Source organism: Streptomyces swartbergensis (assembly GCF_002148965.1).
Classification (GTDB): domain Bacteria; phylum Actinomycetota; class Actinomycetes; order Streptomycetales; family Streptomycetaceae; genus Streptomyces; species Streptomyces swartbergensis.
Genome location: NZ_NGFN01000133.1, coordinates 1 through 21,504, shown reverse-complemented (window position 1 = coordinate 21,504; position 21,504 = coordinate 1). Strand labels below are relative to the sequence as shown.

Below are 21,504 nucleotides of genomic sequence, written 5' to 3'. Positions count from 1 at the left end.
GATGAGGTCGACGGCGGGATCGCCCACCCCCACCGTGCCGTAGTCGATCACGGCGGTCAGCCGTCCGCTGCTGACCAGCAGATTCCCGGCCATCAGATCGCCGTGCGCCCAGACCGGCGGCCCTGCGTACTCCGGCGCGCGCAGGGCCTGCTCCCACAGGTCCGTCACCGCAGCGGTGTCGATCCGCCCCGCCAGCTGCGCGAGGGCCTCACGCATGAACCGGTCCCGGGCCGCCAGAGGCACGCCCCGGTACCCGATCGGGCCCTTGGCCGCGTCGATCCGGCGCAGGGCGGTGACGTACGTCCCCAGGTCCTCGGCGAGCAGGCGGGGTTCCTCGAGCATGCCGGGCACCGGGTTGCGGCCGTCCAGCCAGCTGTACACCGCCCAGGGCCACGGGAAGTCCTCGCCGGGCTCACCCCGCCCCAGGGGTTCGGGAGCGGCGGCGGGCAGCCCGGGTGCCAGCCGGGGCAGCCAGCGCAGTTCGTGCGTGATGCCCTCGACGGCACGGGGATGCCGCGGAAGCCGTACGACCTTGTCCGCACCGAGGCGGAACATGGCGTTCTCCGTCCCGGAGGACTCCAGGCGCCGCAGGGGCAGCCCTGCCCAGCGCGGGAACCGTCCCGCGATCAGCCGGCCGACGAGCGAGACGTCGATGTCCACTTCGTCCTCATGCATTCGCACCGCGCACATGCCGCCATTCGAGCGGTCAACTCGCCGACTGTCGAATGGTTTTCGTGATCTCCCGGGCGATACGCAGGATGCCGGGGGAGCGGACCGGGCAGGGCTTCGGCGTGGACGTCGTGGGCGCCAGGCAGAAGTGCAGGTAGTCGTCGTCCCGGTGCAGGGCCGTCCGGTCGCGTGACGGCTGAGTGCAGTAGTCGGGATGGGCACGCTCGTAGTCGGTGCACGGGAGGTGCTGCGTCCAGGTGTAGCGGTCCGCGTCCGGACTCACCGTTTTCCCGGCGTCGGCGACGATGCCGCCCGTCGTGGCGGCCAGCCGCTCGTACAGTCCGTTCACCCGGCGCACCCGGTCCGGCGTGATCGGATCCGGGCCCTGGAGCACCCACACGATCCGAGGCCGGTGGGACCCGCCGGCTGTCGCGATCTGCTCGACGAGGCTGCGCGCGTCGGCCTCGTACCGCTTGAAGTACCGCTCCCGCGCACCGTCGTACGTGATCCCGTCCATGCACCACGTGAAGTCCCAGGCGTTGCCCCAGAACTGCAGCACCACGAAGTCCGGGCGCAGCGACCGCACCAGGGCGGCCGCCTTGTCCCGGGCCGGTACGAGGGACCGCTCGGCCGTGCCCTCCAGGTAGTCGCACAGGGTGGTGCCCGAGTACGGGGCGCTCGTGTACTTCGCGCGCAGGTCCCGGCGCAGCTCCTGGCCGAGGACCTTCTGGTTCTCCATGGCGAGCGAGTCGCCGAGGTACAGCACCGTGGGCGCCTTCACGGGGGCCCGGACGCTGGGGGAGGAGGCCGGGGCACGCTGGTGCGTGGTCGCGGACACCTCCGGGGCGGACGGCGGGGAAGTCTCGGGCCCGGACGACGGATCGCCGCACGCACCGAGCAGCAACCCCGCCACCAGCACACCCACGATCCACGGTCTGCGCATACGGCAACTCCCGCCCCGGGCCGGTGAAACGGCTCCCCAGGCAAGCACAACCGGACCCCTGGGGGAAGACACGCGTCGGCCACGGAACGCGGTACGCGGCCGACGACGTGACGGCGGGTCAGACCCGCCGGACGGGGCATGCCGGACCGGGTATGCCCCCGGCTCACTTCACGACAAGTCATTCACCAGCACCGCCGCCCCGTCGAACCGCCCGGCCTTGAGATCCGCGAGCGCCTCCACGGCCCGCGACAGCGGATACGGATGGGTGGTCGCGCGTACGCCGTACCTCGCCGCGAGGGTCAGGAACTCGCGGCCGTCCTCGCGCGTGCTGGAGGCGACGCTTCGCACCTGCTTCTCGTAGAACAGCTCGGTCTCGTAGTGCAGGGGAGGTGTGTCGGTGAGGTGGATGCCCGCGATGGCCAGGACACCGCCGCGGTCCAGGGCGCGCAGCGCGACCGGTACCAGCTCGCCCACAGGGGCGAACAGGATCGCGCTGTCCAGCGGCTCCGGCGGCCGCGCGTACGCGTCCTGCGCGGAGGCCGCGCCCAGCTCCAGCGCCAGCCGCCGGGCGGCCGCCCCGCGCGTCATGACGTGCACGGTGGCGCCCTCGGCGAGCGCCACCTGCGCGCACAGATGAGCGCTGCCCCCGAAGCCGTACAGCCCGAGCCGCCCCCCGGGCGGCAGCCCGGCCCGCCGCAGCGCCCGGTGGCCGATGATGCCCGCGCACAGCAGGGGAGCCAGGGCCACGTCCGGCACGCCTTCCGGCAGCCGGTGGGCGAACGCCGCCGGTACCGTCGTGTACTGCGCGTAGCCGCCGTCGGCGCACCAGCCCGTGTACGTGGAGCCGGGGCACAGGTTCTCCGCGCCGCGCGCGCAGTACGCGCAGCTGCCGTCGGTGCGGCGCAGCCAGGCCACACCGACCCGGTCGCCCACCGCGAAGCCGCGCGCCGCCGCGCCCGCCCCGGCCACCACGCCGACGACCTCGTGACCGGGCGTGACGCCCGCCCGGCGCACGGGCAGGTCGCCCTCGACGACGTGCAGGTCGGTGCGGCACACACCGCAGGCGCGCACACGCACCAGCAGCTCGTCGTCCGCGGGCACCGGCACCGGTTTCCCGACCAGCCGCAGGGACCCCTCCTCGACCGGGCCCGGCCGTACCACCGACCACGCGCGCATCGTCCCGTCCGCCATGGCGCCGCTCCCCGTCCTGCCGAAGGCCCACGCCCAGTCTGCGACGGAACCGCCTGTTCGGCGCGCGGGCCGGCCCGCGGGTGATTAGCGTGAGGAAACGGACTATCCACCCATTCGGAGAGGGCCGCAGCCATGGCCGTGCAACCTGAAGGAAGCCCGTGCTGGGCCGACGCGATGTTCAGCGACCTGGAAGGGGCCAAGAGCTTCTACGGAGACGTCCTCGGCTGGACCTTCGCCGAGGCGTCGACGGAGTTCGGCAACTACACCCAGGCCTATGCGAACGGCAAGGCGGTCGCCGCCGTCGTCCCGCCCATGCCCGGCCAGGAGGGCCAGTCGCAGTGGTGCCTGTACTTCGCGGCCCGGGACGCCGCCGCCACCGCCGCCCGGATCCGTGACAACGGCRGCGAGGTGCTCATGGAGCCGATGCAGGTCGGCGACTTCGGCACCATGTGCCTGGCCCGCGACCCCAGCGGTGTCGTGTTCGGCGTCTGGCAGGCGGGCACCCATGAGGGCTTCGACACGATGGCCGAACCGGGCGCCTACACGTGGGCGGAGGTCTTCACCCGCGAGCCCGAGAAGTCCGACGCGTTCTTCCCCGCCGTCTTCTCCTACACGCAGAAGCAGATGGAGGACGAGGAGATGGACTTCCGGATCTACGACCTCGGCGACCGCAGCGTGCTGGGCCGGATGAAGATGACGGACGACTTCCCGCCCGAGGTGCCGCCGTACATCAACGTCTACTTCGCCGTCGAGAACTGCGACGACGCCGTCGCGAAGGCCACCAAGCTCGGCGGCGTCCTGCGCTTCGGGCCCATGGACACCCCGTTCGGCCGGTTCGCGTCCCTCAGCGATCCGCAGGGCGCCAACTTCTCGGTCATCGACATCACCAGGACCGAGGGCGAGATGCCGAAGATGACCGACGTGAGCTGAGACCTCCGGCCGGACGGCGCACGCGGCCATGGCATGATCGGGGCCATGCGTGAACGTGTTGTGGCCGCGTGTGACGGGGCTTCGAAGGGAAATCCCGGGCCCGCGGGCTGGGCCTGGGTCGTCGCCGACGCTTCCGAGAGCCCGGTGCGCTGGGAGGCGGGGCCGCTCGGCAAGGCCACCAACAACGTCGCGGAACTCACCGCGCTGGAGCGCCTGCTGACGGCCACCGACCCGGACGTGCCGCTCGAGATCCGGATGGACTCGCAGTACGCGATGAAGGCCGTCACCACCTGGCTGCCCGGCTGGAAGCGCAACGGCTGGAAGACGTCCGGCGGAAAGCCGGTCGCCAACCAGGACCTCGTCGTGCGCATCGACGAGCTCCTGGACGGCCGCTCGGTCGAGTTCCGCTACGTGCCCGCCCACCAGGTCGACGGCGACCGGCTCAACGACTTCGCCGACCGGGCCGCCAGCCAGGCCGCCACCGCACAGGAGCCCGCGGGCAGCGACCTCGGCTCTCCCGAGCCGCCGCCCGCCCCGGACACCCCGGCCAAGGCCCCGCGCGCCCGGTCGCGCGGCGGCACGGCCCGCACCGCGAAGGCCTCCTCGAAGGCCTCCTCGCGCACCATCAAGGCCAAGTTCCCCGGCCGCTGCCAGTGCGGCCGCTCCTACGCGGCCGGTGAGTCCATCGCCAAGAACGACCGCGGCTGGGGCCACCCGGAGTGCCGCACGACCGAGACCGTCTGACCGACTCCCGGGCCGGCAAGGGTGGACGGCTCTTCTGGGAGGGTTCGGCATCAGGCGAGAGGACCGTCGGGCGCCCTGGCCAGTCGCTGGGACAGCGCGATGCGGCCCGTCGGGCAGCTGCACGGCGAGCACCTTCCGTGACATCCGTACGACCGCCGACGGCCATGCGAGAGGCGCATCATCAGCACACTGGTGGGCCGTGAACACACCCCACCTCGTTGCTCTCGTCCGATCCAAAGCCATCCTCGAACGCGGTCAACTCGTCGAGCGCACCGGTGCAGTCGTGGCCTGGCCGATCGTGAAGGTGGCACCGGGGGTGGCGTATTCGACGGGACCTCCGAACCTGGCCGAGGCGCGTGCCACCGCCTGCTGCGGTGTGACGAAGCGGCCGACATGCGTGACGATCAGCCGGCCTGCCAGGGCCGCGCGGGCGGTGTCGCCGGCATCCTCGGGCGTGTGGTGCACCTGGTCACCCTCGGGCGGGGCCTGCGCGCTCTCGGCCTCGCAGAGCAGCACGTCGCATCCCTCGGCCAGCTGTGTGAGGCTCGGGCATGGCGCGGTGTCCCCGGAGTACACCAGCGACGTGCCGACCGTCTCGATGCGCACGGCGAACGCCGGGATGCCGTGCGCCACCGCCCGGCTGGTCAGCCGCAGCGAGCCGATGGTCACCTGATGCCCGTCGTGCAACTCGGTGACGGCGAAGGCGGATTCGATCGGGCTGCGGGCCGATGTGTTGGTGAGGAACCCGGCCAGCCGGTCGGCGATTCCCGGTGGGCCATAGAGGGGGATCGGCGCTGTCAGACGGATGTCTGCGTACAGGGCGCCGTAGTACGCGGTGAGCAGATCCGCACTGTGATCGGCGTGCAGGTGGGAGATCCAGATCGCATCGAGCTCGTCCAGCCGCACGTGCCGCTGGAGCGGGCCGAGCGTGCCGCTCCCCGCATCCACCCAGATCCGGGTGTCGCCGCTCGACACCAGATAGCCCGAACACGGGTTGTCCACGCTCGGGTACGGCGTCGCACACCCGAGGACCGTAAGGCGAAGAAACTCATCACTCATCCCGGGATCTTAGAACGCACGATCCACAGGCTTTGAGAATTTCTCACGAGTTCGCGATGTACGAGGCTGCCCTGCTCAGGCGGCAGGTGAATGAGCCCTTTTCCAACCTCGGATGGCCAGGGCGGGCGTGGTGGCTGGGCGGAAGTCCGGTGGACACCGCAGCGTGCGTTGACCGAGGGGACGGCCGTGTCAGAGCCCAGTGGCATCCGCGTAGCCGACTATGACCCGAGCTGCCCCGGCAGGCCGCCACCGCCATCGATGCTCTCCGGACAGCGACACCTGGGGCGCCGCCGACGGCCGGTACCGCCGAGATCGGGGCGGCTGTGCATCTGCCGGCCACCGCCGCCATCGAGGAGGGCCGGGACCTGTCCTCGATGACGGCATCCTGGCCGACACCGCCTACCGTCTGCTGCCCGCCAGATGGCCCGGCTGCCTCACTTCAGGTGTCGGTCCAGGAACCGGCACCCGTCCTCCAGCTCGAACCACGGGGTGCCGGTGTGCCCTCCCGGATTGGCGTGCAGCGTCTTCTCCTTGCTGCCGAAAGCGTCGAACAGGTCCAGGGCCCGTTGCCGGGGGTTCCCCTCGTCGTCCCACTGCAGCAGGAACAACAGCGGAATGGTGAACTGCCGGGCCTCCTCGCGCTGGGCACGGGGCACGTAACCTCCGGCGAAGAAGCCGGCGGCCGCGATGCGCGGCTCGACCACCGCCAGCCGAATGCCGAGGGCGGTCCACCCCCCGGAGTACCCGACCGGGCCGCCGATCTCGGGCAGTTCAAGGAGGGCGTCCAGAGTGGTCTGCCATTCCGGGACCGCGTTGTCGACCAGCGGGCCGATGAATGACTCGAAGATCTCGTCGACCGGCTCGCCGGCCTGCATCGCCCGCCGGAGGTCGGCACGGGCCTGCTCGTCGGCGGCGGAACGGGGACGGTCACCGCACCCGGCGGCGTCGATGGTGGCCACCGCGTAGCCGCGCGCCGCGGTGTATCGGGCCCGGGCCACCAGCCGGGGTTCCGCCTTGGGCAGGCCGTTGTTGTGGGCCATCAGGACCAGCGGGGCCGGTGCGGATCCGGGCGTCCACAGGGTGCCGGGGATCTCGCCGAGGATGAATTCGCGCTCGAGGACGCCGTCGTCGAGGCGCTGTTGAGAAGTGAATTGCATGGTCGTGCCCTTCGGGAGTGCTCAGAGACGGCGCTCCCGGACGACCTATCGCCCGACCGTGACCCCGGAGGGGAGCACCCATGTCGATACTGCGTTCACGGGTACCACCTCCTCGTTCTCTCGCACGGCCTCCGGGAGGTTACAACGGTCGCCGTGATCCGCCAACGGGTTTTTGCGGCGGCTCCGTGGCCGGATGCCGCCTCACCACACAGCAGACCGCAGCCGTGGCCTGGAGCCTGGCCCCTGATCCACGCTGAGCGAACGGCGCTGGCCGCTGATCTCGCAGACCTGACGGACGAGCAGAGGACAACGTCGTCGCTGTGCACCGAGCTGTGCACCGAATTGCCGGTGCGCGAGGTGCTGGCGCACCTCACCGCGGCAGCGAGCCTCAACTCCCTGCGCTGGCTGGCCTGGGCGAGACCATCGTGCACGGAGAAGACATCCGGCGTCCGCTGGGCATCAGTCGTGATTACCCGATCGAAGTGGTCACGCTGGTGGCCGAGTACTACCGGAGCTCGGACCTCGCGGTCGTTGCCAAGGGACGTATCGGCGGCCTGACACTCGCTGCGGATGACGGCCCTTTCACGACCGGTCCTGGGCCACTCGTCTCCGGTACCACCTTGGCCCTGGTGATGGCGATGACCGGGCGCTCGCCGTACTGCGACGACCTCGAAGGCGATGGCGTGGAGCTCCTCCGCAGACGCTGCGGGATGCGGTGACCGCGCTGAGGAGGAGGGGCATGGCAGAAACGTACGACCCGTGGCTGGACCACAGCCGTGAACCGGCTGCAGTCGTCGGTGTTTCCGCCGCGTGGTCGTGAACATGACTGGGGGTCGAGCCCCGTTCCGGACCCGGGCCAAACGCCGCGCGCTCGTACACGGCACGCCACCGCTTCGCGGGGGAGCTTGTCATTTCCAGCGGACGGCAAAGGCAAAGGCAAGGAGAGTTCTCTCCTTGCCATGCTTAACGTATAGCGCACCGGGGGGCTTGCGGCAAGACCCGGGTCGTCGCGGAGAATCCTCCGCCGAGGCCACAACCTGCGGAATGTGGGGGAGGGGCACGACGTGCGTGTGTCCGGTCGGCGCAAGGGCGAAGTGGTGACATCGAACCGGCGGTGGGGCTGGCGGCGGCCGAGTACGGCGGCCACAGAGGGAGCGCAATGATTGAGCAGTACGTGTGGGATCTTCAGGAGATTCACGGGGGTCAGGTCGCCGTCGTCGGCGGCAAGGGCGCGCACTTGGGCGAGCTGTCGCGGATCGAAGGCATCAGCGTGCCGGGTGGCTTTTGCGTGACGACGGACGCCTTCCGGCGGATCATGGCGGAAGCGCCGTCGATCGACGATCGGCTCGATCAGCTGTCGCGCGTGAACCCGGACGACCGGGAGGCGATCCGCACGCTCAGTGCGCAGATCCGCCGGACCATCGAAGGGATCGCCATCCCGGACGATCTCGCGACGGCGATCACCCGTGCGCTCGCCCAGCACGGCGAACAAGCCGCCTACGCCGTCCGGTCCAGCGCGACGGCAGAGGACCTGCCGACGGCCTCCTTCGCCGGCCAGCAGGACACGTACCTGAACGTAGTGGGGCCGACGGCGATCCTCCAGCACGTCAGCCGGTGCTGGGCCTCGCTGTTCACCGAGCGGGCCGTCACCTACCGCCGGCGCAGCGGCATCGACCACCGTACGGTCCACATGGCCGTGGTCGTGCAGCGGATGGTCTTCCCGCATGCGGCCGGCATCCTGTTCACGGCCGACCCCGTCACGGGCAACCGGAAGGTCGCCACCGTGGACGCCGGCTTCGGTCTCGGCGAGGCCCTGGTCTCCGGCCTGGTGAACCCGGACGTCTTCAAGGTGCGAGAAGGCGAAGTCGTCGCCAAGGCGATCGCCGCCAAGCAGCGTGCCGTTCACGTCCTGCCGGGCGGCGGTACGCAGGAAGTGGCGATCGACTCGCAGCGGCAGGAGGAGCCGGCGCTGACGGATCCGCAGGTCGTGCGGCTCGTGCGGCTCGGGCGGCGGATCGAAGCGCACTTCGGCCGCCCGCAGGACATCGAATGGTGCCTGGTCGACGATGACTTCCGGATCGTTCAGAGCCGGCCGATCACGACGCTGTTCCCCATCCCCGAGACCGGTGACCAGGAGAACCACGTCTACGTCTCCGTCGGTCATCAGCAGATGATGACCGACCCCATGAGGCCCCTGGGGCTCTCCATGTGGCAGCTGACGGCCATGGTGCCGATGCACGAGGCCGGCGGAAGACTGTTCGTCGACGTCACCCGGCGCCTGGCCTCGCCCGCGAGCCGCGCCGGCCTCTTGGACGTCATGGGGCGAGGCGATCCGCTGGTCACGGACGCGCTGCAGACGGTCCTCGACCGCGGCGATTTCGTCCCGACACTGCCCGACGAGGGGCCCGGCGGGCCGCCTGCCGGCGGCGCGTCCGCCCCGATCGAAACCGATCCGGCCATCGTCACCGAGCTGATCGAGCGCAGCGAGGTGTCCATCGCCGCACTGGAGCGCGACATCCGGACGAAGACCGGACCGGCGCTGTTCGGCTTCCTGCTGGAGGCCTTCGAGGAGCACAAGCGACTCCTCGGTGATCCGCTGAGCATGCAGGTGATCATGGCGGGGATGGAGGCCACGTGGTGGCTCAACGACAAGCTGCAGGAGTGGCTGGGGGAGAAGAACGCGGCTGACACGCTCACGCTGTCCGCCCCCAACAACGTCACGTCGGAGATGGGACTGGCGTTGCTCGACGTCGCGGACGTGATCCGGCCGCACCCGGAGGTGGTGGCGTTCCTGCAGGGCGTGGGCGTCGAGGAGGAGGGCTTCCTGGACGACCTGGCGAAGCTCGCGGGCGGGACCGAGGCGCGCGACGCCATCGAGACCTACCTCGACCGGTACGGCGTGCGCTGCGTCGGCGAGATCGACATCACGAGGCCACGTTGGCGCGAGCGCCCGACCACGCTGGTGCCCGTGATCCTCGACAACGTCAGGAACTTCGAGCCGGGAGCCGCCGAGCGGCGCTTCGAACAAGGGCGGCAGAAGGCGCAGAAGAAGGAACAGGAGGTGCTGTCACGCTTGCGGGCCCTGCCGGACGGGGACCGGAAAGCCGACGAGGCCAAGCGGATGATCGACCGGGTCAGAACCTTCATCGGGTACCGGGAGTACCCGAAGTACGGCATCGTCAGCCGCTACTTCGTCTACAAGCAAGCCTTGCTGGCGGAGGCCGAGCGCCTCGTGCAGGCAGGCGTGCTTGCTGAGAAGGAGGACATCTTCTACCTCACGTTCCAGGAACTCCACGACGTCGTGCGCTCGCACCAGGTGGATGACCGGCTCATCCAGCAGCGCAAGGACGCGTTCCGGTCGTACCACGCGCTCATACCGCCCCGGGTCCTCACATCGGACGGCGAGGCGGTCACGGGGGCGTACCGGCGCGACGACGTGCCGGACGGCGCCCTGGTCGGCCTACCGGTATCCGCCGGGACCATCGAGGGCAGAGCGCGCGTCATCCTCGACCTGGCGGAGGCCGATCTCGAAGCGGGCGACATCCTGGTCACGACCTTCACGGACCCCAGCTGGTCGCCCCTGTTCGTCGGTATCACGGGCCTGGTGACGGAGGTGGGCGGCCTGATGACGCATGGCGCGGTCATCGCCCGGGAGTACGGCTTGCCGGCCGTCGTGGGCGTGGAGCAGGCCACCCGGCTGATCCGGGACGGGCAGCGGATCCGCGTGCACGGAACCGAGGGGTACGTCGAGATCCTGCCTTGACCGACCACACCGGGAACACGTCGTCCCACAGCGCGGTGCGGTCAAGTACCAGCCTGCCCGTGGCCGCTCCTGCCTCGATCCGGCGGTGAACTTCGACCACTCGCTCCGGCGCCAGAACTTCGACATGGTTCCTCAGCTCGTTCTTTCAGAACACCGCCTCAGCCGCCATCGACGACGAAAGCGGATCACCACACTCCCTGCCGACCGATCTTCTCGTCCCGGAGGCTGTAGTCGAGGGCCTTGAGCAGGGCCTTCCACCGTTGCAGTACGGCTTCGTTGTCGTCGGCCGGGGTGAGGTCGGCCGCAGCGGTGTGCAGCCAGTCGGGACGTCGTACTAGCAGCACGTCGGGCCTGCGGCGACCGCGACCCCGGCACACCAGCTCGACTGCAGCTGCCCACCCTCACCCAGCTGCGTGCCCGGCCGCGAGGTCGGCGACGCCTCGCGCGGCGTGGAGCCAGGCGCGGGTCAGGCTAGGGGAGGGCATGCGCGCACCAGATCGTCTTGCCGCTGGTGGTGTGCCGGGTGCCCCACCCGTCGGTGAGCTGGGCGACGAGCAGCAGGCCCCGGCCGCCCTCGTCGAAGGCGCGGGCCCGGCGCAGGTGCGGGGCGGTGTTGCTGGCGTCGGAGACCTCGCAGATCAGGGAAGTATCGCGGATCAGCCGCAGCCGGATCGGCGGCTCGCCGTATCTGATGGCGTTGGTGACCAGCTCGCTGACGACCAGTTCGGTGACGAATGACGCCTCCTCCAGGCCCCAGGCGTCCACCTGGTCGACGGCGAACTTCCTGGCGCCCGGCACCTGCGAGGGGTCGGGTTCGACGTCCCAGTCGGCGACGTGGTGGGGATCCAGCGCGTGCGTGCGAGCGAGCAGCAGGGCGGCGTCGTCGGTGCGGCGTTCGGGGAGCATGGCGTCCAACACCGTGTCGCACAGGGCCTCCAGTGAGGCGGCCGAGTGGTTCAGGATCCGCTGCAGTTCGGCGATCCGCTGGTCGACGTCGCGCTTGCGGCTCTGCACCAGTCCGTCGGTGTAGAGGGCGAGCAGGCTGCCCTCGGGCAGTTCGAGCTCGGTGGCCTCGAAAGGCAGCCCGCCGATCCCGAGCGGCGGTCCCGGCTGTGCGGGTACCGGTGTCCTGGTGCCGTCCGCGGAGATGATCAGGGGCAGGGGATGGCCGGCGCTCGCCAGCGTGAGGCGCCGGGAGACGGGGTCGTAGACGGTGTACAGGCAGGTGGCCCCGGACTCGCCGGTCTGCTGGAAGTGGCCGGCGGGCTGGAGGTCGCTGGCGAGGTGGAGGACCAGGTCGTCCAGGTGGGTCAGCAACTCGTCCGGCGGCAGGTCGACGTCGGCGAGGGTGCGGACCGCCGTGCGCAGCCGGCCCATGCTGGCCGAGGCGTGCAGGCCGTGGCCGACGACATCGCCGACGACCAGGGCGACCCGGGCGCCGGACAGCGGAATGACGTCGAACCAGTCACCGCCCACTTCGACGCCGGTCCCGCCGGGCAGGTAGCGGGATGCCACCTCGACCGCCTCCTGGATCGGCAGCCCCTGCGGCAGCAGGCTGCGTTGCAGGGTCAGCGCGGTCGCGCGCTCGCGCGAGTACCGGCGGGCGTTGTCGATGGCGACGGCTGCCTTGGCGGTCAGCTCCTCGGCGAGGATCAGGTCGTCGGCGGTGAACGCCTCGGGCCGTTCGGTGCGGGAGAAGGCGACGACGCCGAGCAGCGCGCCGCGCGCCCGGAGCGGCACGGTGATCCGGCCGGTCAGCCCGTCCGCGGCGATGGACCCGTCGRTCAACGGGTTGCCCGTTGGCCAGTGGGCCGGGTCGGCGGCGAGCCCGGGCCCGAAGGCCCATTCGCCGCCCTCTCCGGGCTCAGCGGCGAGCTCGACCGTGGACCTGCCGGTGGCCATGCAGCGGGCGGCGACGGAACCGGGAGGGTGGCTGACCGGCATCGGGAGCCCGGGAGCCCGGTCGGTGTCCTCCTTCGCGCTGTGCTGGGCGGCACGGCTGAGCGTGATGGTCTCGCCGGGGATGAGCGCGGACGCGGAGGGGGGTTCCTCTCCGTGCAGCACCTCGTCGAAGAGATCCACGCTGACGAGGTCGGTGAATCCCGGCACCGGGGTCATGGCCAGTTCCTGGGCGGTGCCGATCACGTCGAGTGTCCGGCCGATGCCGCCGCTGGCCTCGTTGAGGATGAGCAGGCGCTGCCGAGCCCAGTACTCGGCGCTCATGTCGAATCCCCAGTTGGCGATCGCGCGGACCCTGCCCTCGGCGTCTCGGACGGGCCATATGCTGGTGGCCCAGGCGTTGGCGTAGTTGCTGCCGCGCGGGCGGAAGACGGTGATGAGACGCGCGGGCTCGCCCGTCCTCGCCACTTCGGCGAGCTTGTCGGTGTAGGGCTTGTCGTCCCTTTCGGGAAACAGCGTGCGGTCGAATTCGGGCAGCACCTCGCGGTACTTCTTCCCGAGCACCTGCTCCTCGGAGTGCGCTATCACCCGGCCCGAGGAGGCGTTGATCCACAGGAACCGCAGCTCAGGGTCGTAAGCGCCCAGAGCGAAGGGACACTGCTCGAAGGCCCGGTCGGCGATCACCGGGCGGCGTCCCCAGCGCTGGATGGTCACCACGTGACCCAGTGCCCGCCCGTCGGGACCGAACAGGGGGTGAGCCGCCACCACGGCGTCCACCGTGAAACCGTCCCGGTGGCGCAGGGGGATGAACCCCGTGGGGTCGGGGCCGGCGCCGTAGCCCTCGGGAAAGCCGGCGGGTGGGGGATCGACCAGCAGGTCGGCCACGGGACGCCCGACTGTGTCCTGCGCCGTCCAGCCCAGCAGCAGCCGCCCTCCCTCGCTCCAGCCGCTCACCACGCCGTCCGGGTCCACAACGACTGCGGCAGTGGGGGCGTCCCTTTTGCCGGCCATTTCCACGCGTCGCGCCTCCGTCCGGACAGCCGTCCTGCCAGGGCTGTTTTCCAGCGGCTGCTTCCAGCCTAGATCCGCCCCCGCTCCACGGCGCCCCGGCCTGCTTGGTTGCCCGGGTGGTCCCGTCCTGCGCGAGCGTGGCTTGCGCCGGCGTCCCGGTGAGGGCCGCGGTGACGGTGGCCGCGCGGCGCCGTATGCACACGTGGTGCATGACCGCTCCTGCTCGGTGGTGGACGCGGGGATGCCCACGGTCCGGCCGACTGTCGACCGCATGTCCGCAAGACGATGAGCGGCGGCCTCGGTCGGGGTGTGGCGGGCGGCGCCGTGGCCCGGTCGCGAGGCAGGGCGTACCGGGCCACGGGAGTCCGGGCGTACCGGGCCACGGGAGTCCGGGATCAGTAGCCGTAGATCATCTTGTAGGCGACCTCCGGGAGGAACTGCCCGGCCGAGGAGCCGCCTCCGACGCCACAGTTGCCGTCGGACTCGCCCGGAACCTTGATCCACAGGAGCATCTCGGCGCCTCCGCCCAGCTGGGTGGGGGTGCCGATGCGGCGGCCTGAGGGGTTGCACCACTGGCCGTTGGAGCCGTTGCCGTTGCGGCTGGTGTCCACGACGAACGGCTTGGTGTAGCCGTAGCGGGAGCTCAGTTCACGGTTGACGGCGTTGCCGTAGGCGGTGTTCTCGGCGGTGGTGATGTAGTTGGAGATGTTGAGTGAGAAGCCGTGGGCCTGTCGGAGGCCGGCTTCGTGGAGGCGCCGGGCCATGGTCGCCGCGTCGGCCCAGCGCGGGTTGCCGGCGTCCATGTAGACCCAGGTGTTGGGGGCCTGGCGGTTGAACTCGGCGAGGGCGCCGGTGAGCATGCTCTCGCGTTCGTCGATCTGGGCCTGGGTCATGCAGCCGTAGTCCCCGAGGGAGTCCGGTTCCAGGATGACGACGGCCGGGCGGTTGGCGATCCCGCCGGCGAACTGGGCGATCCAGCTCCTGTAGGCGGACGGCGAGGCGGCTCCGCCCGCGGAGTGCCCGCCGCAGTAGTCGCGGTTGTAGATGTTGTAGGCGACGAGGAGGGGCAGTTTGTCGACGCGGTCCGCTGCTCCCGCGTAGGCCCCCGTGGCGGTGCCGATGGTGCCGCTCCAGGAGCCGAACCAGCGGGCCATCGGGGTGTTGGCGATGGAGGCGTTGATCGCGGCGGCTCGGCCGTCGCCGGAGTTGGCGGCGGCCCACCTCTTCGCGCTGTTGTCGGGGTCCACGTAGAACCCACTGGTCATGGTGGTCGGGTCGGCCGCGTGGGCGGACGGTGCGGCGGCGAACGCCAGCGGCAGAGCGACGAGCGCTGCGGCCAAGGCGCGGAGTCTGCGGCGCATGACTGAACCTCGATTTCCTCGCAGGGGTGCGTCGCACGCTCTGGTCCCGAGCGTGCCACCTGAGCAAGAGCGGTGTTACCGACCTGATCTTGGGAGCGCTCCCATTGGAAGCGGTCCCAACAGCACTGGAAAATCGTTGGGGTGTGTTCGGTATGGTGTTGCGGGCCAGTTGAGCTGTCAAGAGCCGATGCGCCACGCGATTCGTAGGGGCTGAACAAGCCTTGTCGCCGGAAAACTGGAAGCGCTCCCAGGAGTGGTGGTGGCAGTGCCATGGTCAGGAGTGAGACGCTTCCCGTCCGGTCGTGAGGGAAGGGCTCGTGGTTCATGGCAGAAGATGCGCCGCGTCGGCAGCCGACGCTCGCCGAGGTGGCCGAACTCGCCGGTGTCTCCCGTTCCGCGGCCTCCCGTGCCCTCAACGACGCTCCGCATGTCAGCCGTGCCAAACGGGAGGCGGTTGCGCGGGCTGTCCGGCAGCTCGGTTATGTTCCCAATCCGACCGCCCGTGCTCTGGCCACGCGTCAGACGGGAGCGGCCGCCCTGGTCGTCTCGGGAGAGGATCCGTCGATCTTCGCGGATCCGTTCTTCGCGCAGGTGATCGTGGGGGCGTCGACCGCTCTGGAGGAGGCCGATCTGCATCTGATGCTGTGCCTGGCCGCTTCCGACCGGGGCCGCAAGCGGGTGGAGGAACTCTTCCGGTCCAAGGGCGCCGACGGTGTCATGCTGATGGCGCTGCGCGAGGACGATCCGCTGGTCGGTATGGCCGAGGAGGCGGAGATGCCTGTCGTGTTCGGAGGGCGCCCGGTCGGTCCGGCTCCCCGGTGGTACGTGGACGTCGACAACGTCGGCGGGGCGCGCGAGGCGACCGAGTACCTGGTTTCGCGCGGTAGGACTCGCGTGGCCGCGATCTGCGGGCGTCTGGACACCGAGGCCGGGCGTGCCCGGTACCGCGGCTACCGGGACGCCTTGTTGGCGGCCGGCCTCGATCCGTTGCCGCCGCAGGAGGGGGACTTCACCGAACCCAGCGGAGCCGCCGCCATGGCGGTCCTGCTGGCGCACCACCCCGACGTGGACGGGGTGTTCGCTGCCAACGACAACATGGCAGCGGGGGCGCTGCGCACGTTGCGTGCGGCCGGCCGGGCCGTTCCCGCCGACATCGCTGTGGTGGGCTTCGACGACCTGACCGTTGCCCAGGTCGCCGATCCGCCCCTCACCACCGTCCATCAGCCCATAACGGCTCTCGGGCGGGAGATGGCGCGCATGCTCGTCACGGTCATCAACGGACACGACCCCACCCCGTTGATCCTGCCCACGCGCCTGGTCACCCGCTCAAGCGCCTGAGTGCCTGTTTCTGAACCCTGTATCAGCAGGTCAAAAGACCTCAGTCCGCAATGGGCGCTTCGGGAAAGCGTTCGGGGAACGGTCACGGTGACCGTTCCCCGAACGGAAACTGCGGAGGTTGGCGTGACGCGAGCGGGAGACCGGGCGAATCACCCTCCGGACATCTTGCAGAGGGCCGCGGCCGAAGCCTCTAGGAGTCCTCGTCGTCTCCGCCCCCGAGGTGGCCCAAGCCAGAACCACCGAAGGGGCTGTCGTCGATGACCCCGCCGCCAGCACCAGCGCCGATAGGGTCGGGATCCTCGGCGGCGACAGCAGACCCAGCCCCCGCAAGTACAGCGGCAGCGGTCAGGGCAACAGCAGCAGCGCGCATACGCATAGAACCTCCCTGGTCGATTGGAGTGCGTTCGCGTTATCCATACCCCTACATACGCGGCAAATAGGCCGGTTCACCCCATCGGACTCCAGGACGCTGGTTGCCCCTGTTGGAGAGGATTGAAAACAGGCACGACGGGCCTGACCTGACGAGCACGACGGCGAGGGACGGTCCCGCTGACTGCCGCTCATTCCTTCAGGCAATGTGGGCGTGGGCCCCGCACGAGCGGCGGGGCCCACACTGTCAGCAGGTGGAGTTGGTCTGGGTGAGCAGGCCCAGCCGCCAGGGGAGGAGGTTGTAGTCACCCCCCGCGCTGGGGTTCATGCCTTGGTAGAGGTACTGGAGCCGGCAGGAGGGGATGGTCAGTGTCTGGTCGTAACCGGCACGGATCATCTCACCGTGACTGATGTCCCTGGTCCAGGCTCCCGAGGGAAAGGCGACGTTGTTCGATTTGGCGAAGGGGTTGCTCTCGGATGCGGCCAGTTGCGTCCAGGAGCCGGCGAGGTTGCTTGTCGTCCAGGAGCGGAAGTAGCGCCTGCCGTCCGATCCGATGGCCTCGACCAGGAGCAGGTACTGGTTGGAGCCCTGCACCTTGTACACGTTGCTCGCTTCGAACAGGGCGAACTTGGAGTCCTGCGCCGCGATGACGGTGTTGGTGAAGCCGTTCGGGAACTGGCCGACGGTCGTCCGGGAGCGGTACAGGTGCCCGTTGTCGTCGGAGGAGAACAGGTAGCAGTTGGCGCTGTCGCAGATCACCCACATGTCGACCCAGTGGCCGTTGCCGATGTTCTGCCTGATGATGTCCGGCATCGACGAGTAGAAGTTGCGCGGTGCGCTCCACCCGTTCGGATTGCTGATGTCGGGGTTGGTGGAGTACGAGGCGTTGCCCGTCTGGTACACGAGGTACCACAGGCGTTGCGGCGCGTAGTAGAAGACCTGCGGCGCGGCCCGGTACCCCTTCCCGATGGCGCTGCGGTCCAGATAGTGGTGCGTGGCCGAGCCGGCCTGCGACCAGTCACTGAAGTTCAGGTACACCAGGTTGTATCCGGAGGAGCTCGCCGTACTGGCGAACACGTGGTACTTGCCGTTGTACTGGACGACCGTCGGATCCTTGATTCCGGCGATGTTGTGGGTGGCGTCCGACTTCGGTGAGATCAGCGGTCCGCTGGAGCTCCAGGAGAAGCGGGACGGCAGCGCGGCGGCGGACCGGGCCGAACGGGTGTCGGCCTGCTGCGTTGCGGGAGTGCCGCCCAGTGCGGTGAGCGTTGACGCGTAGGCCGGCTTCTTGTTGCCGTTGCGGTCGAACAGCAGGGGATTCTCCCCACTGCGCCAGGAGTCGCTGTCGCGGATGCCCCACACGGTGATGCCGGTGCAGCGCGCCACGTTCATACAGGCCCTGACGGTGTTCGCGTACGCGTTCGGCGGTGCCTGCGCGATGTCCAGTTCGGTGATCTGGACGTCCACGCCGAGGGCGGCGAAGCTCGACAGCGTCGTCTGGAAGCTGGCGGGCGGGCCGCCGGCGCCGAAGTGGGCCTGGAGGCCCACGCAGTCGATGGGCACGCCGCGCGCCTTGAAGTCGCGCACCATGCGGTAGACGCCCTGGGTCTTGGCGTCGCTCCAGTTCTCGATGTTGTAGTCGTTGTAGCAGAGCTTGGCCGCCGGGTCGGCCGACCGCGCGGTGCGGAACGCCTGCTCGATGAAGCCGTTGCCCAGCACGTCCCGGAAGACCGAGCCGCGCAGCTGGCCGCTGCCGCCGTCGGCGAAGGCCTCGTTGACCACGTCCCAGGAGTGGATCCGGCCCTTGTAGCGGTTCGCCACGGTGGTGATGTGGTTGTTCATCACGCTGCGCAGCGTGTTCGCGTCCCTGATGGCCTTGACCCAGTCGGGCAGCTGAGAGTGCCACACCAGCGTGTGGCCCCGCACGCGCTGACCTCGGGCCGCCGCGCGGTTGACGATCTGGTCGGCGGCGCCGAAGGTGAACTGTCCGCGGGACCGCTCGGTCGCGTCCCACTTCATCTCGTTCTCGGCTGTGACCGAGTTGAACTCGCGGTCCAGGATGCGGGTGTACGTTCCGTCGCCGAGCCGTCCGGCGGCCACGGGGGTCCCGAAGTACCGTCCGGACTGGGCCGCTTGGGCGCCCAGCGTGCTGGCCTGGACGCCGTCGGGTGCGCCGGTCGCGGTTCCGGGCGTGATCAGCGCGGCCGTGGCCAGCAGGGCTAAGACGGAGGCTCGGCGACGGCCGAGCCGTTTCAGCGGGTTCATGGTTCTCCTCGGGTTGGGGGGTTGGGTGGTGCGATCCATGCCGTCGTTCAGGGCGTGGACAGTTCGAACCGCGTGACGCGGACCGCGCCGCCGAGCGCCTGCGTGGCGTGGTTGAAGAGGGCGAATCGGTAGCCCATGAAGAACCGCCAGTCGTTGCCCATGGAGAAGGCCGGCCCGAGGCGGAAGAAGTTGATGCCGTCGGTGCTGTAGGAAAAGGTGCCGGGCCGGGACGCTCCGGGACGGATGTCCGCGCTCACGCGCAGCCGGATGCGGCCGCCGGAGACCGGGGCACTCGCGACCTCATTGCCAGTGCCGGTGGTGTTCCAGTTGCTGTCCATGGTCAGCCCGTTGACCATCGCCACCCGCGTCGCGCCGCCGTCGCGTCTGACCCCGATCCAGGCTGAGGAGTCACGCAGCAGCGCGAGCCCGGCCCGGTCGCCGTCCCGCATCGCCGAGAAGTCGAGATCGACCGTGGCCGTGGAGGTAGGGCCCTGGATGCGGTGGGTGAGCGTGTTGCGGGCCCAGTACAGGTCGTTGGTGACGGTCGCGGTCCGCAGGGTCAGTCCGTTGTCGACCGACCACTTGGTGTTGTCCGGGTTGTGGTTCCACTCCCACCTGGGTTTGAGGGTCGTGCCGTCGAAGGTGTCGACGCCGGTCATGGGGGTGACCTGGCGGGGTGGAGTGGGCACGGCCGGGCTGGGATAGGAGGTGCCCCACGCGCCGTTGACGAGTTGCACGACGGGCCAGCCGTCCGAGGTCCAGGTGACGGGTGCCAGGGCGGGCATCCGGCCGCCGGGGTACGCGTCGACGAAGGCCATGTAGTACCAGGCGCCGCTCTGCGTCTGCACCAGTCCGCCCTGGTGCGGGACGCCACCGCCGGGGATCGGCCCGCGCAGGTCGAGGAGCACCTGCCGCATCGTGTACGGACCGAAGGGGCCGCTCGACGACTTCAGGATGTACTGGCCGTTCGCGGGGCGGGTCAGGAAGATGTAGTACTGCCCGTTGATCTTGTAGAAGCGGGCCCCCTCCAGCGTGCCGACACTCGATGGGGTGCTGAACACCTGTTGCGTGCGGACCTGGGTGCGGCCGTCGCGCGAGAGCTGGGCCACGCTGATGGTGGTGTTCCCGTACGCCACGTACAGGGTGTCGTCGCTGTCGACGAGCAGCCCCGCGTCGTAGTACGGCGTGCTGATCGTCGTGTGCCTGCTCCAGGGCCCTTCGACGGCGGTGGCGGTGTAGACGTACGTCCTGGCGAAGTCGATCTGGCCGAGCCAGTAGAAGGTCCTGTTGCCCGGACGGTAGGCCAGCGACGACGCCCAGATGCCCCGGACGTAGCCACGGCCACCGTTGAGGTCGTACTTGGCACCGAAGTCGAGGGTCGGCACCGAATGACCGGCGATCTCCCAGTTCACCAGGTCGTACGAACGCAGGACGGGTGCGCCCGGCGAGTAGTGCATCGTCGAGGCCGAGGCGTAGTAGGTGCCGCCGACGCGGATGACGTCGATGTCCGCGAAGTCCTGCCAGATCACCGGGTTCGTGTACGCCGCGGCGGCCCCGAGGGGCGACTCCCGGGCGGGAGCGGCCGCGGCGGTCCGGGAGGCTCCGGCCAGAGGCAGGAAGGCACCGGTGACCAGGCCGGTGCCGACGGCCAGCGCCCGGCGGCGGCCCACGGATTGACGCGCGCATGACATATCCATGTGTCGTTCCCTCTGCGGGTGTTGCGCTTAGGTGGGGTGGAGCGACTCAGTGAGCATCCTGGATGCTAGGCGGTTGAGAACTCCCGTCAATACGTCTCGCATGATTCGTTAGTAGCGTCGAAATATTTCGGTGTTCGGGTGCGGTCTCGAAGGTGCCGGTGGAGATCTCGACCCGGCCCCTGGTGTTGACAGGCTCGGAAGCCTCCTTAATATCCGTGACGTCAACGATTCGAAAGTAGAACGAAATTTCGAACGACAGTAAGTGTCATGTGCATGATCTAACCGCTCGGCGATGCGGCATTCATCCACTGTCTGGCGCGCGACCAGGCGACTACCGACCACCCGCAGAGCCTTCCCGCCTATCCCGGAACAGGAGCCCCCGGTGCCCAGACGATCAGGCAGACGACTGCTCCACCTCCTCGCGGCAGCCGCGCTGACGGTCACCGCGTCCCTGACTGCCTCCGCGAACTCCACCGCCTCGGCCGCGCCGGGCAGCCCGGCGCTCACCCCGCCGTTGGGGTGGAACAGCTGGAACAGCTTCGGATGCGGGATCACCGAGGCGCAGGTACGCCAGGCCGCCGACGCGATGGTGTCCTCGGGCATGCGGGCCGCGGGCTACCGGTACGTGGTCGTCGACGACTGCTGGTTCGACCCCCAGCGCGACGCGGCGGGCAACCTGCGGGCCAACCCGACCAAGTTCCCCAGCGGCATGAAGGCGCTCGGGGACTACATCCACGGCAAGGGCCTGAAGTTCGGCATCTACCAGGCACCCAACGAGAAAACGTGCGCCCAGGGCGTGGGCACCTACCCCGGCTCCACCGGCAGCAAGGGACACGAGGCCCAGGACGCCGCCACGTTCGCCTCCTGGGGCGTGGACTACCTCAAGTACGACTGGTGCTCCGGCAGCGGCACTCTCAACGAGCAGATCGCGCAGTTCGCCATCATGCGCGACGCCCTGCGCGCCACCGGCCGTCCGATCGTCTACAGCATCAACCCCAACAGCTTCCACGCCCCCACCGGCGACAAGTACAACTGGGGCGAGATCGCCGACCTGTGGCGGACGACCGAGGACCTGCTCGACATCTGGCAGAACGGCAACACCAACAG

General features: G+C 69.7%; 15 protein-coding genes and 1 pseudogene. 6 read left to right on the top strand and 10 right to left on the bottom strand.

All coding sequences use genetic code 11. The features are described from left to right. From CA983_RS21615 to CA983_RS21605, 3 genes are all read right to left on the bottom strand, one after another. Positions 1-675, bottom strand: a 675-nt coding sequence (locus CA983_RS21615; protein WP_244207047.1) for an aminoglycoside phosphotransferase family protein, incomplete at its 3' end; no start/stop codon positions are given. Positions 676-706: 31 nt separating this feature from the next. Then, the gene (locus CA983_RS21610) at positions 707-1,612 is read right to left on the bottom strand and encodes an SGNH/GDSL hydrolase family protein (RefSeq protein WP_086602552.1); all 906 of its coding nucleotides are present in this window, start codon (positions 1,610-1,612) and stop codon (positions 707-709) included. A gap of 168 nt (positions 1,613-1,780) precedes the next feature. Then, a complete protein-coding gene (locus CA983_RS21605) occupies positions 1,781-2,788 on the bottom strand; it encodes a zinc-binding alcohol dehydrogenase family protein (RefSeq protein ID WP_208637010.1) in 1,008 nt (335 codons plus the stop codon). 147 nt (positions 2,789-2,935) lie between these two features. On the opposite strand from CA983_RS21605, the gene CA983_RS21600 reads away from it, so the two are divergent. Together CA983_RS21600 and CA983_RS21595 are read left to right on the top strand one after the other, a co-directional pair. Beyond that, a complete protein-coding gene (locus tag CA983_RS21600; protein WP_086602550.1) occupies positions 2,936-3,733 on the top strand; it encodes a VOC family protein in 798 nt (265 codons plus the stop codon). Between the two features lie 33 nt (positions 3,734-3,766). After that, a complete protein-coding gene (locus CA983_RS21595) occupies positions 3,767-4,477 on the top strand; it encodes a ribonuclease H family protein (RefSeq protein ID WP_086602549.1) in 711 nt (236 codons plus the stop codon). Positions 4,478-4,732: 255 nt separating this feature from the next. On the opposite strand, the gene CA983_RS21590 is transcribed toward CA983_RS21595, so the two are convergent. Together CA983_RS21590 and CA983_RS21585 are read right to left on the bottom strand one after the other, a co-directional pair. Beyond that, complete coding sequence (locus CA983_RS21590) at positions 4,733-5,536, bottom strand: MBL fold metallo-hydrolase (RefSeq protein WP_086602548.1); 804 nt, start codon at positions 5,534-5,536, stop codon at positions 4,733-4,735. A 434-nt stretch (positions 5,537-5,970) separates the two neighbouring features. Continuing rightward, on the bottom strand, positions 5,971-6,693 hold the full coding sequence (locus CA983_RS21585) for a dienelactone hydrolase family protein (RefSeq protein WP_086602547.1): 723 nt from the start codon (positions 6,691-6,693) through the stop codon (positions 5,971-5,973). Positions 6,694-6,886: 193 nt separating this feature from the next. Here CA983_RS21585 and CA983_RS21580 point away from each other — a divergent pair. Beyond that, a pseudogene (locus CA983_RS21580) lies at positions 6,887-7,412 on the top strand (maleylpyruvate isomerase mycothiol-dependent enzyme family protein). Between the two features lie 440 nt (positions 7,413-7,852). Then, positions 7,853-10,456, top strand: coding sequence for a rifamycin-inactivating phosphotransferase (gene rph, locus CA983_RS21575; protein WP_086602546.1), 2,604 nt, complete (start codon positions 7,853-7,855; stop codon positions 10,454-10,456). A 185-nt stretch (positions 10,457-10,641) separates the two neighbouring features. Here rph and CA983_RS46275 read toward each other — a convergent pair whose 3' ends face one another. From CA983_RS46275 to CA983_RS21565, 3 genes are all read right to left on the bottom strand, one after another. Next, positions 10,642-10,800, bottom strand: coding sequence for a hypothetical protein (locus CA983_RS46275; RefSeq protein WP_158101877.1), 159 nt, complete (start codon positions 10,798-10,800; stop codon positions 10,642-10,644). Between the two features lie 127 nt (positions 10,801-10,927). Continuing rightward, entirely contained in the window at positions 10,928-13,366 is a 2,439-nt protein-coding gene (locus CA983_RS21570; RefSeq protein ID WP_086602545.1) for an ATP-binding SpoIIE family protein phosphatase, read from the bottom strand. A gap of 395 nt (positions 13,367-13,761) precedes the next feature. Next, on the bottom strand, positions 13,762-14,727 hold the full coding sequence (locus tag CA983_RS21565; protein WP_086602544.1) for a glycoside hydrolase family 6 protein: 966 nt from the start codon (positions 14,725-14,727) through the stop codon (positions 13,762-13,764). 324 nt (positions 14,728-15,051) lie between these two features. Between CA983_RS21565 and CA983_RS21560 the strand changes: the two genes are divergently transcribed. After that, positions 15,052-16,065, top strand: coding sequence for a LacI family DNA-binding transcriptional regulator (locus CA983_RS21560; RefSeq protein WP_167407427.1), 1,014 nt, complete (start codon positions 15,052-15,054; stop codon positions 16,063-16,065). A 616-nt stretch (positions 16,066-16,681) separates the two neighbouring features. Here CA983_RS21560 and CA983_RS21555 read toward each other — a convergent pair. After that, a complete protein-coding gene (locus CA983_RS21555) occupies positions 16,682-18,700 on the bottom strand; it encodes a glycoside hydrolase (RefSeq protein ID WP_086602543.1) in 2,019 nt (672 codons plus the stop codon). A gap of 47 nt (positions 18,701-18,747) precedes the next feature. Further along, positions 18,748-20,391, bottom strand: a complete 1,644-nt coding sequence (locus CA983_RS21550) for a glycoside hydrolase family 43 protein (protein WP_425276465.1) — start codon at positions 20,389-20,391, stop codon at positions 18,748-18,750. Between the two features lie 388 nt (positions 20,392-20,779). Between CA983_RS21550 and CA983_RS21545 the strand changes: the two genes are divergently transcribed. Continuing rightward, positions 20,780-21,504 (top strand): glycoside hydrolase family 27 protein (locus tag CA983_RS21545; protein WP_143645527.1); only part of this gene is annotated, 725 nt, incomplete at its 3' end.